Source organism: Leisingera sp. ANG-Vp, from assembly GCF_000813725.1.
In the GTDB taxonomy this organism is placed as follows: Bacteria; Pseudomonadota; Alphaproteobacteria; order Rhodobacterales; family Rhodobacteraceae; genus Leisingera.
Genome location: NZ_JWLD01000018.1, coordinates 1 through 12,627, shown reverse-complemented (window position 1 = coordinate 12,627; position 12,627 = coordinate 1). Strand labels below are relative to the sequence as shown.

Here is a 12,627-nt window from a genome sequence, read left to right as displayed (position 1 = left end):
CCGCCGGTTGGAACCTGTTTTCCCGGCAAATGTTGCGCGGTAGTATCGGCGGCAACGGGCGGGACGGCCCGGTGTGTTGGAAAGGCAGGGGCGATGAGCAAGGCCATTGCAAAAACGGGTGCGGTGCGGGCGCTGGGCGCGATGAGCGGCACCTCGCTGGACGGGGTGGATGCAGCTGTGGTGGTGACCGATGGCGAACGCATCCACGACTTTGGCGAAAGCAGCTACAGAGAATACACGGATGCGGAACGCAGCGTGCTGCGCGCGGGACTGGGCCAGTGGACCGGACCCGAGGTCGAGGCCGCGGCCAAGATCTGCGACGCGGCCCATGCGGCAGCGCTGGCGGAGTTCGGGGACGCGGACATCATCGGCTTTCACGGCCAGACCCTGGCCCATGCGCCGCGGCTGCAGGGCACGCTGCAGGTCGGTGACGGTGCGGCATTGGCGGAGCGGCTGGGCAAGCCCGTGGTCTGGGACTTCCGCTCTGACGATGTGGCGATGGGCGGCGAGGGGGCGCCGTTGGCGCCGTTCTTTCACTTTGCTTGCGCCAAATACATCGGCGCCGAACAGCCGCTGTGTTTCCTGAATCTGGGCGGCGTGGGGAACCTGACCTATGTGGATCCGCGCTTTGACAGGCCCGAGGAGCCAGGCGCACTGCTGGCATTTGACACCGGCCCGGCCAATGCGCCGGTCAATGACCTGGTGCAGGAGCGGCTGGGCATTCCTTGGGATGCGGATGGCAAAGTGGCGTTGTCCGGCACCGTGGAGACCGGCGCGCTGGAGCTGTTCCTGGCCGAGCCCTATTTCGCGAGAATGCCGCCCAAGTCGCTGGACCGGAATGATTTTGCCGAGATGGTCACGCTGGTGCGCGAGCTGAGCAATGCCGATGCGGCAGCCACCCTGACAGCGATGTGCGCGGCTTCGGTTGCCCAGGGAATGCAGCATTGCCCGCAACCTCCGGAGGTGGTGCTGGCCACCGGCGGCGGCCGCCGCAATCCGGTGCTGATGGAAATGCTGCGGGTGTCGCTCGACTGCGCGGTGAAGCCGGTCGAGGACGCTGGGCTCGACGGCGACATGCTGGAGGCGCAGGCCTTTGCCCATCTGGCGGTGCGGGTGGCGCGCGGGATGCCGACCTCGGCACCGGGTACCACCGGGGTGAGCGCCAGTGTCGGCGGCGGGGTGGTCAGCGTGCCTGGGGCGGAGACGGATGGCTGAAGCCGGCAGTCTGGAAACCGACGGGCGTGTCTGGCTGCGCCAGGTTCTGCATCAGGAAACCTTGGAAAAGCTCGGCAAGCTGTACACGGGCATGGGTCAGACCGGGGAGCGGATTACAGCATTGGCGCCCTTTGATGCGCCCGAAATCCGGCAGGCGCTGAGCGGGTTTTTGCCGGATGCCTTTGCCACACGGGCTGTTGCCTTTGACAAGTCCGGCGGCCGGAACTGGGCGCTTCCCTGGCATCAGGACAGGGTGATTGCTGTCAGCGAACGGCAGGAAACGCCCCATGCAAAGAACTGGTCCCGCAAGTGCGGAACCTGGCATTGCGAACCGCCGGAAGCTGTTCTGCGCAGCATGCTGTTTGTCCGGCTGTATCTGGACAATGTGTCAGAACGGACCGGTGGGATGCAGATGGCGCTTGGCAGCCATACACGCGGCGTTCTTCCGAAAGACGAAGTGCGGTCTTTGGCTGAACACTGTGTTCAGGAGACCGAGCACGCCCAGCGCGGGGATGTGCTTGTGATGAATATGCTGCTGGTGCACCGTTCTTTGCCCGCGCAATCGCAGCAGCTCCGGCGCGTGATCCGAGTGGACTACGCCAACAGAGCGCCTCCTGAGCCTCTGGAATGGGCCATGCAGGGTCAGCCTGAGTGCTGACCCTGCAAGATCAGCGTGCCAGCTGCTTCACATAGTCCGCTGTGAATTCTCCATACCCGTTCGACGTCGACTTCAGGTGCGCCTGGGTAATCGCGTGGAAGGCAGGCAGCTGGTGGAAAGGCACGTTCGGGAAGGAATGATGCTCAGCGTGGTAAGGCATGTTCCAGGCCACGAAACGCACCAGCCGGTTGGTGAAGGTGGTGCGGGAGTTTTCCAGCATATTGGCGACAGAGGGACAGAGACCGTGCTCTGCCAGCAGATAGGCGCGCAGGGCAGGTTGGCCGATCAGCAGCGGCACAATCCAAAGCCACAGCACCAGGGGCGAGACCAGCAGGCTCAGCAGCGCTGCGGCGTAGATTGCCAGCAGCAGCCGGGCTTCCAGCCGCATGTCCGCGTGGCGGCGTTCCGGCAGGTAGGGTGAGCTGATGGTGCCAAAGGCATTGCGCCAGATGGTCTTGGCCATGCCTTTCCAGTAACCCCAGCCGCTCAGGTACATGATCCACTGGGCGAAGGTTTCAGGCCGCCCGCCATGCTCCAGTTCCGGGTCGCGCTCCGGGTCGTTGGTGAACTTGTGGTGCGCCAGGTGGTAGTAGCGGAACCAGACGAAGGGCAGGGCGATGGCCAAGGCGCAGAAATGGCCCGCAGCCTCGTTAATCCAGGCGCTGCGGAACGGCGTTTTGTGGGTGCATTCATGCGACAGCGTGAACAGGAACACCAGCAGCACGCCCTGCGGCAGCATCAGCAGCGGCCACAGGGGGACCTTCACCGCGATCCCCAGCATACACAGAGCCAGAGCCCCCAGATACAACGCCAGGTGGCGCAATCCTGCGGCATCGGAACGTTTGGTCAAACGGGATTTGGTTTCAGCGGGCAGCGCTTTGATCAGCGCGGTGTGGTCGAATACATCAGACATAATAGACAGTATTGTCCAGTGCCTTGATTCGCACAAGAGTTCCGGACTCAGCCGCGCGGAATGTCGAACCCGGGGGCGGCGAGTTCAAAACTCTCGAACTGAAAGCCGGGGGAGACAGTGCAGCTGACCAGCGTGTATTCCCCGGTGGTGCGGGCTGCCTGCCAGTGGCCTTCCGGCACGATCAGCTGCGGCGCGCCCTTGGCCAGATCCGGGGTCAGCAGGTGGTCCTCTGCCGGGCCCTCACCGGTTGCCGCCATGGACAAAACCAGCGGGGCACCTGCGTGGTAGAGCCAAATCTCGGCAGCGTCGACGCGGTGCCAGTGGCTGCTCTCGCCTTCCTTTAAAAGGAAGTAAATACAGGTGCCTGTGGGGCGGCCTTCATTCGATGCGCGCCAGGTTTCCTTGTACCAGCCGCCCTCGGGGTGCTGCTGCAGGCCCAAATCGGCGATGATCTGATCCGCGGTCATTGCTGCTCTCCCTGCATTGGCGCTGGTAAATCCGTATCCCAGCCATATGTTTGGGCCATGACACTCACGATCCCCTTTGACAATACTTATGCCGCCCTTCCGGAGGGCTTCTACAGCAAACTGCCGCCGCAGCCGGTGAAGGCGCCGAAACTTGCGGCCTTCAATGAAGATCTGGCAAATACCATGGGCGTCGCGCCCGGCGAGGCAGCGGAAATGGCCGAGGTCTTTGGCGGCAACCTTGTGCCCGAGGGGGCGGAGCCGCTGGCGCAACTTTACTCCGGGCATCAGTTCGGCACCTACAATCCGCAGCTGGGCGACGGGCGTGCGATCCTGCTGGGGGAGGTTGTGGGGACCGACGGCAAACGCCGAGACATCCAGCTGAAGGGCTCGGGCCGCACGCCCTATTCGCGCAATGGCGACGGGCGCGCCTGGCTGGGTCCGGTTCTGCGCGAATATGTGGTGAGCGAGGCGATGCACGCACTTGGCATTCCCACCACCCGTGCACTGGCCGCGGTGGAAACCGGGGAAACCGTCTGGCGCGAGGGCGGCATGCCGGGTGCGGTGCTGACCCGGGTTGCGGCAAGCCACCTGCGGGTGGGCACGTTTCAGATCTTTGCCGCCCGCGGCGACAAGCACAGCCTGCAGCAGCTGACGGACTATGCCATTGCCCGCCACTACCCCGAGGCAGATGGCCCGATGGGGCTGCTGCGGGCAGTGCGGGATGCGCAATCAGAATTGATTGCCGCCTGGATGGGGGTGGGCTTCATTCATGGGGTGATGAATACCGACAATTTCTCGATCTCGGGCGAGACCATCGACTACGGGCCGTGCGCCTTTATGGATGTCTACCATCCGCACACGGTGTTCTCGTCCATCGACCGCGGCCGCCGCTATGCCTATGCCAACCAGCCGACGATTGCCGTGTGGAACCTGGCTCAGCTGGCCACCGCCCTGATCCAGCAGATGGAGGACCCGCAGGCGGGCGTGGAGGAAGCCACGGAGATTGTGCACGCCATGCCGGAACTGACTGAAGGCGCCTGGCTGAGCCGGTTCCGTGCCAAGCTGGGGATTTCGTCTGCGCAGGAGGGGGACCTGGAGCTGGTCACCTCCCTGCTGGGGCGGATGGCAGAGAACCAGAGCGATTTCACCAATACGTTCCGCGGACTGGCGGATGGAACCGCGCGGGATCAGTTCACCGATCCGGCGGCCTTTGATGCTTGGGCTGAGGGCTGGCAGGCCCGGTTGCAGAATGAGCCGGATCCGCAAGCGGTGATGCGCGCTGCTAGCCCGGCCTTCATCCCGCGCAACCACCGGATTGAGGAAATGATCGCGGGTGCCGTCGCAGGGGACTACACGCTGTTCCACCGCTTGAGCGAGGTTCTGGCCAATCCGTATCAAGATCAGCCGGACCACGCGGACCTGCAGCGCCCGCCGCTGCCGGATGAAGTGGTGCAGGCAACCTTCTGCGGCACCTAATGCTGTTTCTTTCTGGTTCAAAATACCCTCGGGGGTGAATTGAGCCAAAGGCTCAAGAGGGGGCAGACAGCCCCCTTTCTTCCGGCCCGGTTTGCAAAGCCTGTTGTGCCGGGGGCGGCTCCCGTCGCACACTGGGGCATGGGCCGGGATCAGCAGATATCAAACCCGCCGCCGGGCAGCCTGCGGATTGCCAGCTATAACATCCAGAAATGCATCGGCATGGACCTGCGCCGCAGGCCTGAGCGGACGCTGCAGGTGATGGCGGGCCTGGGTGCTGACGTGGTTGTGGTGCAGGAGGCCGACAAGCGGCTGCCGCCGCGGCCCGCGGCGCTGCCGCATTTCCTGGTTGAAGAGACCGGCTGGCAGGCCGCAGATCTGGGCGGCGCGGGCTCGCTGGGCTGGCATGGCAATGCGGTGCTGTTCCGGGGGCAGGTGACTGTGCAGGACAAGGGCCATATTCCGCTGCCCGGGCTGGAGCCGCGCGGCGCGGTCTGGGTGCTGCTGGACAGCCCGCTGGGGCCGCTGAAGGTGATCGGTACGCATCTGGGGCTCACCGGCCGGGCGCGGCGCGAACAGATGCATGCGCTGGCGCGGGCGGCAGAAGCAGAGGACACAGCAGTGGTACTGGCAGGGGATTTCAATGAATGGTCGCGCAGGCCGGTGCTTGAGCATATCGCTCCGGCGCTGACCTTCCTGCCGGCCCGGCCCAGTTTCCCGGCGCTGCGGCCCTTGGGGGCCTTGGACCGCATTGCCCATTGCCGGCGCCTGACAGCAGTGGCGCATGGGGTGCATGTAAGGCGGCCGGCGCATATCGCTTCGGACCATTTGCCGGTCTGGGCCGACTTGCAGCTGGCGTAAGGTTGAAAGGAGCGGGGAGAATCTCCCGCGCCCGCAGGCGGATTGGCTGCGCCAATCCGCCTTTTTGCGGCCTTGGGCCTGGCGCTGCTGCGCAGCGCAGGGTTTTCTGCTGAGAGGCGCTTAAGGGCAGGTTTGCCCTTAAGCGCGTGTTCGGGTTTGAAGGGCGGCAGTGCCGCGTCAAGGGCAAGCCGCGCGTGCCGCGCGGTCCCTGCGGGACCCTTGACCCGGCGCTGCCGGAGGTTTTCCCGCAGGATCAGCGGGCGCGCTGCTTGGCGCCGCCGCGGCGCTGGCCGCCCGGTTTTCCGCCCTGGGGTTTTCCCTGGCCGCCGCCACCTCCGCCGCGGCGCCTGAAACCGCCCGGCTTGCCGCCGGGACCGCCGCGGCGGCCGCCCGGTTTGCCTGCAGGTGCCGCTGGATCGGGCATGGCTTCCCAGGCGCGGCCGGAGGCCACGGGGATGGTGAGCTTCATCACTTTCTGGATTGCTTTCAGGTCGTCCATTTCATCCGGCGCGCAGAAGGCCACGGCCTGGCCGTCTTTGCCCGCGCGGGCGGTGCGGCCGATGCGGTGGACATAGGCGTCCGGCACGTTAGGCAGCTCGTAGTTATAGACGTATTTCACGTCCGGAATGTCGAGGCCGCGCGCTGCAACGTCGGTGGCCACCAGGACCTTGATCTCGCCGGCCTTGAAAGCCGCCAGTGCCCGCTCGCGCTGGCCCTGGCTCTTGTTGCCGTGGATGGCCGCGGCTGCAAAGCCCGCCTTGTCCAGCGTCTTCATCAGCTTTTCCATGCCCCATTTGGTGCGGCCGAAGACCAGGGTGCGCTCATCCTTGTGTCCGTCCAGCAGCTCCTTCAGCAGGTTCAGCTTTTCGGCCTTGGCAATGAAATGCACCGATTGGGTAATCTTGTCGGCAGCCTTGCCCGGGGGCGAGACTTCGATCCGCACCGGGCTTTGCAGGTAAGAATTCGCGATCTCGTTCATCTGCTTGGGCATGGTGGCCGAGAACAGCATGGTCTGGCGCTCTTCCGGGATCAGCGCCGCAATCTTGCGCAGCGTGTGGATGAAGCCGAGATCCAGCATCTGGTCGGCTTCGTCCAGCACCAGGAAATCGCAGGAGCCAAGGTCCAGCGCGCCGCGGTCGAGGATGTCGATCAGGCGGCCGGGGGTGGCAACCAGGATGTCGGTGCCTTTGGCGATGCGGGCAATCTGTGGGTTGATGGAAACACCGCCAACCACCAGCCCCACTTTCATCGGGGTGTTTTCCGTCAGGCCCTTCAGGGTGTCGGCGATCTGGTTGGCCAGCTCGCGGGTGGGCGCCAGCACCAGGCCGCGCACGGTCATCGCGGCGGGCTTGCGGCCGTATTCCAGCATGCGGGCGACCAGCGGCACGCCAAAGGCAGCAGTCTTGCCGGTGCCGGTCTGGGCCAGGCCCAGCACGTCCTTGCCGTTCAGCGCATGCGGGATGGCACGGGCCTGGATCGGGGTGGGGTCGTTCAGACCCATGTCCTTCAGCCGGTTCAGGAGCTTTTCAGGCAGCCCCATGGTCGAAAATTCTGTCACGTCTCGTCCTTTCACAGCCCGCCATTCAGCACGGGCCGGTGCCGCTGCCTGTGCAGCGGTGTCTTGCGGGGCAGGAGCCTCACACGCGCGCTGGCCGGATGCCAGGCCGCTGGCCTCTGCAATCCCCACGCGTGATTTTGGGAACGGCGGCATGTCACTAGACCCCGGACGGTTCAGCACGCTGTTGCGGTGCGGCCGGTTTCGGTCTCTGCTCACGCGGCAGGGAGGGATGCCTGGGCGCCACATGGCTGTGGATAAAGCGCATGTCAAGCCAATATCCCTCAGAAACCCGGTTTTCGCGGCCATTTGCATCCGTTAAAGAGGTGGACCAGAACTTCATGAGGACACCGATGCCAGAGACGATTATCGCCCGCTGCGAGGCCAAGGGGCTGCGCATGACCGGCCAGCGCCGTGTGATTGCACGGGTGCTGCAGGAAAGCGATGATCACCCGGATGTGGAAGAGCTTTATGCCCGCGCCAGCGCGATGGATGCAGGAATTTCCATTGCCACGGTCTACCGTACCGTGAAGCTGTTTGAAGAGGCAGGCATTCTGGAGCGTCTGGAGTTCGGCGACGGGCGCGCGCGCTATGAGGACGCAGAGCGCGAGCATCATGATCACCTGATCGACATGAATACCGGCGAGGTGATCGAGTTCTGCGACCCCGAGATCGAAGCGCTGCAGGAGAAGATCGCCCGCAAGCTGGGCTATGAACTGCGCGGCCATAAGCTGGAGCTTTACGGGGTGCCGCGCAAAGAGGGGTAAGCCGGGCGCTTGCCGGGTGTGTTTTCTGCCCGGTGATGTCTTTGGAAGCATGTGTTCCGGGCAGGAAACCAGGCCGGCCCCTGAGATTCCTTGCTGTTATCCGCCCCATATATCACAGGCGTTGATATGTATGCTCACGTCTTGTCATGAAAGCGGGTCGGAAACGGAGTTGCCCGGTCTCCGGCGGTGATGTCATGTGCCCGGATGGCTCCGGTATCCTGCCGGACTGGAATATGGGACGCGCGACATGAACAACCTGCACGGCATTTTGCTGGTTATTGCCTCGATGGCGTTTTTTACGTTTGAAGACATGTTCATCAAGCGATTGGCGGGCACCATTCCGGTCGGCGAGATCCTGATTTGCCTGGGTGTCGGCTGCGGGCTGATTTTCGCGGTGATGGCCAAGATGCAGGGCAACGCTTTGTTTGCGCCGCGGGCCTGGCGGATGAAGCCGGTTCTGCGGGCGGGAACCGAGGCGGTCTCAGCCATGGGGTTTGCCTCGGCGCTGGCGCTGGTGGACATCTCCACTGTTGCGGCGGTGTTTCAGGCGACACCGCTGGTGATCACCATGGGCGCGGCGCTGTTTCTGGGCGAGGACGTGGGCTGGCGGCGCTGGCTGGCGATTTGCACCGGCTTTGCCGGCGTGCTGCTGATCATCCGGCCCGGGCTGGATGGTTTTGAACCTGCAGCCCTGCTGGTGCTTGTTGCGGTGCTGGGCGTGGCGGCGCGCGATCTGATGACCCGGGTGATGGACAGCGCGGTGCCTTCCTCGGTTGTCAGCTTTCAGGCCTACCTGTCGCTCATTCTGGCGGGCGGGCTGCTGCTGGCCTTTACCCCGGGCGAGGCCCGCATGCTGGAGGGCAGCGAATACGGCATGATGCTGGGCGGCATCGTCTTTGGCGTCATGGGGTATTACGGCATCGTAGTGGCGATGCGGATCGGCGATGCCTCGGCGGTCACCCCGTTCCGCTACACCAGGCTGCTGTTCTCGATTCTGGTGGGGGTCATCGTCTTTGGCGAGCGCCCCGATACGCTGACTCTGGCAGGGGCGGCGCTGATCATCGGCTCCGGTCTTTACACCTTTGTCCGCGAGCAGCGGCTGGCACGGCGGGCCCGCCGTGCGGCAGCGGCAGCGGCTGCGGCCTAAGGCAGCGGCCTGCGCATTTGTCTGACCCTGTTGGCGCAAACAGGGCAATGTTAGCCCTAAACCGCCGCTTTTATGCGTGTTAGCGATAACGCAGCCGGTTTACTTTCCGGCAGCGGCTGGTATGACGCTGGCAACAGAACGCGCCGCTTTCAGGCCAAACCAAGGATGGACAGATGAGCACCATTATCGACATTCACGCCCGCGAAATCCTCGACAGCCGGGGCAACCCGACGGTTGAGGTCGACGTGATCCTGGAAGACGGCACCATGGGCCGCGCCGCCGTGCCCTCGGGCGCCTCGACCGGCGCCTATGAGGCGGTGGAAAAGCGCGATGGCGACAAGTCCCGCTACATGGGCAAGGGCGTGCTGGAAGCGGTTGCCGCGGTGAACGGCGAGATCGCCGAGGAGCTGGTCGGCTTTGACGCAACCGAGCAGGTTGCCGTCGACAGCGCCATGATCGAGCTGGACGGCACCGAGAACAAGGGCCGCCTGGGCGCCAACGCCATCCTGGGCGTGTCCATGGCAGTGGCCAAGGCGGCAGCTGATTTCACCACCCAGCCGCTTTACCGCTATATCGGCGGCACCTCTGCCCGCGTCCTGCCGGTGCCGATGATGAACATCATCAATGGCGGCGAGCATGCCGACAACCCGATCGATATCCAGGAATTCATGATCATGCCGGTGGCCGCGGACAACATCCGCGAAGCCGTGCGCATGGGCTCTGAGGTGTTCCACACCTTGAAGAAAGAGCTGTCGGCTGCGGGCCTGTCGACCGGCATCGGTGACGAGGGCGGCTTTGCTCCCAACATCGCCTCCACCCGCGAAGCGCTGGATTTTGTTCTGAAATCCATCGAAAAGGCGGGCTACAAGCCGGGTGAGGAAATCTACCTGGCGCTCGATTGCGCGGCGACCGAATACTACAAGGACGGCAAATACGTGCTGTCCGGCGAAGGCAAGACCCTGTCGTCGGAAGAGAACGTGGCCTATCTGGCGGCGCTGGTGAACGACTATCCGATCATCTCCATCGAAGACGGCATGGGCGAAGACGACTGGGACGGCTGGAAGGCCTTGACCCAGGAGATCGGCGACAAGGTGCAGCTGGTCGGCGACGACCTGTTCGTGACCAACCCGGCCCGCCTGGCCGAAGGCATTGAGCGCGGCTGCGCCAACTCGATGCTGGTGAAGGTGAACCAGATCGGCTCCCTGACCGAGACCCTGAAGGCGGTCGATATGGCGCATCGTGCCCGCTACACCAACGTGATGTCGCACCGCTCGGGCGAGACCGAGGACGCCACCATCGCTGACCTGGCTGTGGCCACCAACTGCGGCCAGATCAAGACCGGTTCGCTGGCGCGCTCCGACCGGCTCGCAAAATACAACCAGCTGATCCGCATCGAGGAAATGCTGGGCGAAGTGGCTGAATACGCAGGCCGTTCGATCCTGAAGCGCTGATAGCGGACGCTTGACCAAGACGCTGTGCCTCGGCAAATCTGAGGCGCAGCTGCCCCCGGTCCCGGACAAGGGCCGGGGGTATTCTTTTGCAGATTCCGGACTAACAGATGAAAACCATTTTCCTTTCCGTGCTGATTTCGCTGGGCGCCGCCGCCGCCAATGCTGCACCAAGTGCCAAAGAAACCTGCCGGAACCTTGCAAAGCACCGCGACGGCGAGGCGCCTGGTATGACGATGTGCCTGTGCATCTATGATCTGGCGGAAGACATCCTGGATGACGACGTGCGGGGGCTTCTGTTCCAGAGCTGGAACGACGGGGTCGACCGTGAAGAAGAAGCCAATGCCCTGAAGCCCAAGGGGCGCGCCAGCCTCCAGATCAAGAAACTGGAACAGGCCGCCGGCAAGAAATGCTTGCCGTTTTGAGGCGACGAGAGTGGCGGATCAATTGAAAACCCCTGGTCTGGACAATGGTTTCCAAGCGGCTCACGCAGATCTGCTGCTGTCGTCTTTTGCTAAGGTGACAGGGCGCCCGCTGCTGGATGGCGCGGATGCTGAGGCGCTGTACCGCGCGCCGTTTCCGGTGCTGTCGCACAGCACGGATGCAGACCCGATCCTGACTTATGGAAACCTGGCAGCGCAGGACCTGTGGGAGATGGGCTGGGATCAGCTCATCGCAATGCCATCGCGGCTGACGGCAGAGCCCGCGCACCGCGGCCAGCGGGACGCGATGTTTGCCGAGATGCGGGCCAAGGGCTTCATCAGCAATTACGCCGGGGTGCGGATCAGCGCATCGGGAAAGCGGTTTGAGATCCTCAATGCGGTGATCTGGCCGCTGCTGGGGCCGGATGGCCGGAAACTGGGCGAGGCGGCAACCTTCAAGGACTACGTGTTTCTGTAGCCATTCTTCCGGGTCTTGTGTGGTCCGGATCACAGACTGTCACATCAGCGTTATGTTAAGTTTGCCTTGCGCAGCAGGTGCTGCGGGAAAGGGGAACAGGCCATGAAGACGCGGGTTCTGCGCACAGTGGCGATCTGTGCAATTCTTTCAACACTTCTGGGATGCAGCGGAGCAGGGGTTTACCCCTTCAGCGGCCAGCCTGCCTCTGAAAGCGATCCGGTCATGCGGATGAACATGTCCGCGGACTATATGCTGATGCCGGGACTATGAGCTGACGCGGGGGACCATCCGGTGCAGCAGGCGCCCTGGCCGGGGCAGGGCGCCGTTGATCCGGGGCTGGACCAGAAGCCGCCTCACGCCTATGATTTGATCAAATTTTGGGTGGAGTTCCTGGAGGCTGAATTGTCCGGCATATCGATACGTGTCCAGCAAATGGAAGAGGGCGGCGCACAACTGGCTGCGCGTTTCATTGCAGCACTGCTGGAGGAGCTGTCAGGCGGTGAAGCTTGCGATCCGGCTCCGCTGGAACCTGTTGCGCATGAGCTGCTGGCCTCTGGCCGTGTCTGCGGATTTGCAGCTTACAGCCTCGAGAGGCCGGTTGGCGTGCTGATGCTGAACGAATGTGCGGCTGTTTACGCTGGCGGGCGCTTCGGGGAGATTACCGAGCTGTATGTAGAGCCGGACTGGCGGTCGCAAGGAGTAGCAGCAGCGCTGGTTTCTGCCGCGGCGGAGCATGGCCGCAAGCAGGGCTGGAAGCGTCTGGAAGTTGGCGCGCCGGACCAGCCGGCCTGGCAGCGGACGCTGGCCTTTTACCAGCGCTGCGGGTTTTCGGAAGTCGGGCCGCGGCTGCGCTGCCTGCTGTAGGGCGGGTCTTGGCCTAGAGTTCCTTGGTCATCAGGATGTATTTGCCGCGCGGCTGGAACCGGGTGCGCAGGTACAGCCGCTGGGCGGTCTCATTCTCGCGGTCCACTTCCAGGTGCAGGGCACGCATGCCTGCACTGGCCAAAGACTTGGGCAGTTCGGTCAGCACCTCGGTGGCGATGCCCCGGCCGCGCACGGCGGGGCGGATGTACAGCTCATCCACAAAGCCGTCCATGCCGCCGAACTCCACCGACCAGCCGAAGGTGATCACGATATAGCCGATCGGCGCGCGGGTGGGGCCGATCAGGTAGACGGCGCCGTAGGGGTGGCCGTTCAGCAGCGGCTCGATCCCGGCGCGGCGG

15 protein-coding genes are annotated in these 12,627 nt (G+C 64.0%); 11 read left to right on the top strand and 4 right to left on the bottom strand.

The features are described from left to right. The first annotated feature begins 93 nt into the window (after positions 1–93). Entirely contained in the window at positions 94–1,215 is a 1,122-nt protein-coding gene (locus RA20_RS07175) for an anhydro-N-acetylmuramic acid kinase (RefSeq protein WP_039126046.1), read from the top strand. Continuing rightward, positions 1,208–1,873 (top strand): phytanoyl-CoA dioxygenase family protein, encoded by a 666-nt coding sequence (locus RA20_RS07170; protein ID WP_052248869.1) that lies wholly within the window; start codon positions 1,208–1,210, stop codon positions 1,871–1,873. Before RA20_RS07175 ends, RA20_RS07170 begins: the two co-directional genes overlap by 8 nt. 10 nt (positions 1,874–1,883) lie before the next feature. Here the strand turns inward: RA20_RS07170 and RA20_RS07165 are convergent, their stop codons facing one another. Together RA20_RS07165 and RA20_RS07160 are read right to left on the bottom strand one after the other, a co-directional pair. Beyond that, positions 1,884–2,786, bottom strand: a complete 903-nt coding sequence (locus RA20_RS07165) for a fatty acid desaturase (RefSeq protein WP_039126044.1) — start codon at positions 2,784–2,786, stop codon at positions 1,884–1,886. A gap of 47 nt (positions 2,787–2,833) precedes the next feature. Next, the gene (locus tag RA20_RS07160) at positions 2,834–3,253 is read right to left on the bottom strand and encodes a cupin domain-containing protein (RefSeq protein ID WP_039126041.1); all 420 of its coding nucleotides are present in this window, start codon (positions 3,251–3,253) and stop codon (positions 2,834–2,836) included. A gap of 57 nt (positions 3,254–3,310) precedes the next feature. On the opposite strand from RA20_RS07160, the gene RA20_RS07155 reads away from it, so the two are divergent. Both RA20_RS07155 and RA20_RS07150 read left to right on the top strand, forming a co-directional pair. Then, positions 3,311–4,729, top strand: coding sequence for a protein adenylyltransferase SelO (locus RA20_RS07155; protein WP_039126039.1), 1,419 nt, complete (start codon positions 3,311–3,313; stop codon positions 4,727–4,729). A gap of 138 nt (positions 4,730–4,867) precedes the next feature. Beyond that, complete coding sequence (locus RA20_RS07150; protein WP_052248868.1) at positions 4,868–5,587, top strand: endonuclease/exonuclease/phosphatase family protein; 720 nt, start codon at positions 4,868–4,870, stop codon at positions 5,585–5,587. 253 nt (positions 5,588–5,840) lie between these two features. On the opposite strand, the gene RA20_RS07145 is transcribed toward RA20_RS07150, so the two are convergent. Next, a complete protein-coding gene (locus RA20_RS07145; protein WP_082017933.1) occupies positions 5,841–7,127 on the bottom strand; it encodes a DEAD/DEAH box helicase in 1,287 nt (428 codons plus the stop codon). A 368-nt stretch (positions 7,128–7,495) separates the two neighbouring features. Between RA20_RS07145 and RA20_RS07140 the strand changes: the two genes are divergently transcribed. The 7 genes from RA20_RS07140 to RA20_RS07115 all read left to right on the top strand — a co-directional run bounded on the left by RA20_RS07140 (position 7,496) and on the right by RA20_RS07115 (position 12,268). After that, entirely contained in the window at positions 7,496–7,909 is a 414-nt protein-coding gene (locus RA20_RS07140) for a Fur family transcriptional regulator (RefSeq protein ID WP_039126034.1), read from the top strand. A gap of 247 nt (positions 7,910–8,156) precedes the next feature. Beyond that, positions 8,157–9,056: a DMT family transporter gene (locus tag RA20_RS07135; RefSeq protein ID WP_039126031.1), complete on the top strand. Its 900-nt coding sequence runs from the start codon at positions 8,157–8,159 to the stop codon at positions 9,054–9,056. Positions 9,057–9,229: 173 nt separating this feature from the next. Beyond that, positions 9,230–10,507: a phosphopyruvate hydratase gene (gene eno / locus RA20_RS07130; RefSeq protein WP_039126028.1), complete on the top strand. Its 1,278-nt coding sequence runs from the start codon at positions 9,230–9,232 to the stop codon at positions 10,505–10,507. 107 nt (positions 10,508–10,614) lie between these two features. Next, entirely contained in the window at positions 10,615–10,929 is a 315-nt protein-coding gene (locus RA20_RS07125) for a hypothetical protein (RefSeq protein ID WP_039126025.1), read from the top strand. A 10-nt stretch (positions 10,930–10,939) separates the two neighbouring features. After that, complete coding sequence (locus RA20_RS07120) at positions 10,940–11,404, top strand: MEKHLA domain-containing protein (RefSeq protein ID WP_082017932.1); 465 nt, start codon at positions 10,940–10,942, stop codon at positions 11,402–11,404. A gap of 102 nt (positions 11,405–11,506) precedes the next feature. Beyond that, positions 11,507–11,674, top strand: coding sequence for a hypothetical protein (locus tag RA20_RS25720; protein WP_193748788.1), 168 nt, complete (start codon positions 11,507–11,509; stop codon positions 11,672–11,674). A 21-nt stretch (positions 11,675–11,695) separates the two neighbouring features. Next, entirely contained in the window at positions 11,696–12,268 is a 573-nt protein-coding gene (locus RA20_RS07115; RefSeq protein ID WP_241482222.1) for a GNAT family N-acetyltransferase, read from the top strand. A 13-nt stretch (positions 12,269–12,281) separates the two neighbouring features. Here the strand turns inward: RA20_RS07115 and RA20_RS07110 are convergent. After that, positions 12,282–12,627, bottom strand: a 346-nt coding sequence (locus RA20_RS07110) for a GNAT family N-acetyltransferase (RefSeq protein WP_039126023.1), incomplete at its 5' end; no start/stop codon positions are given.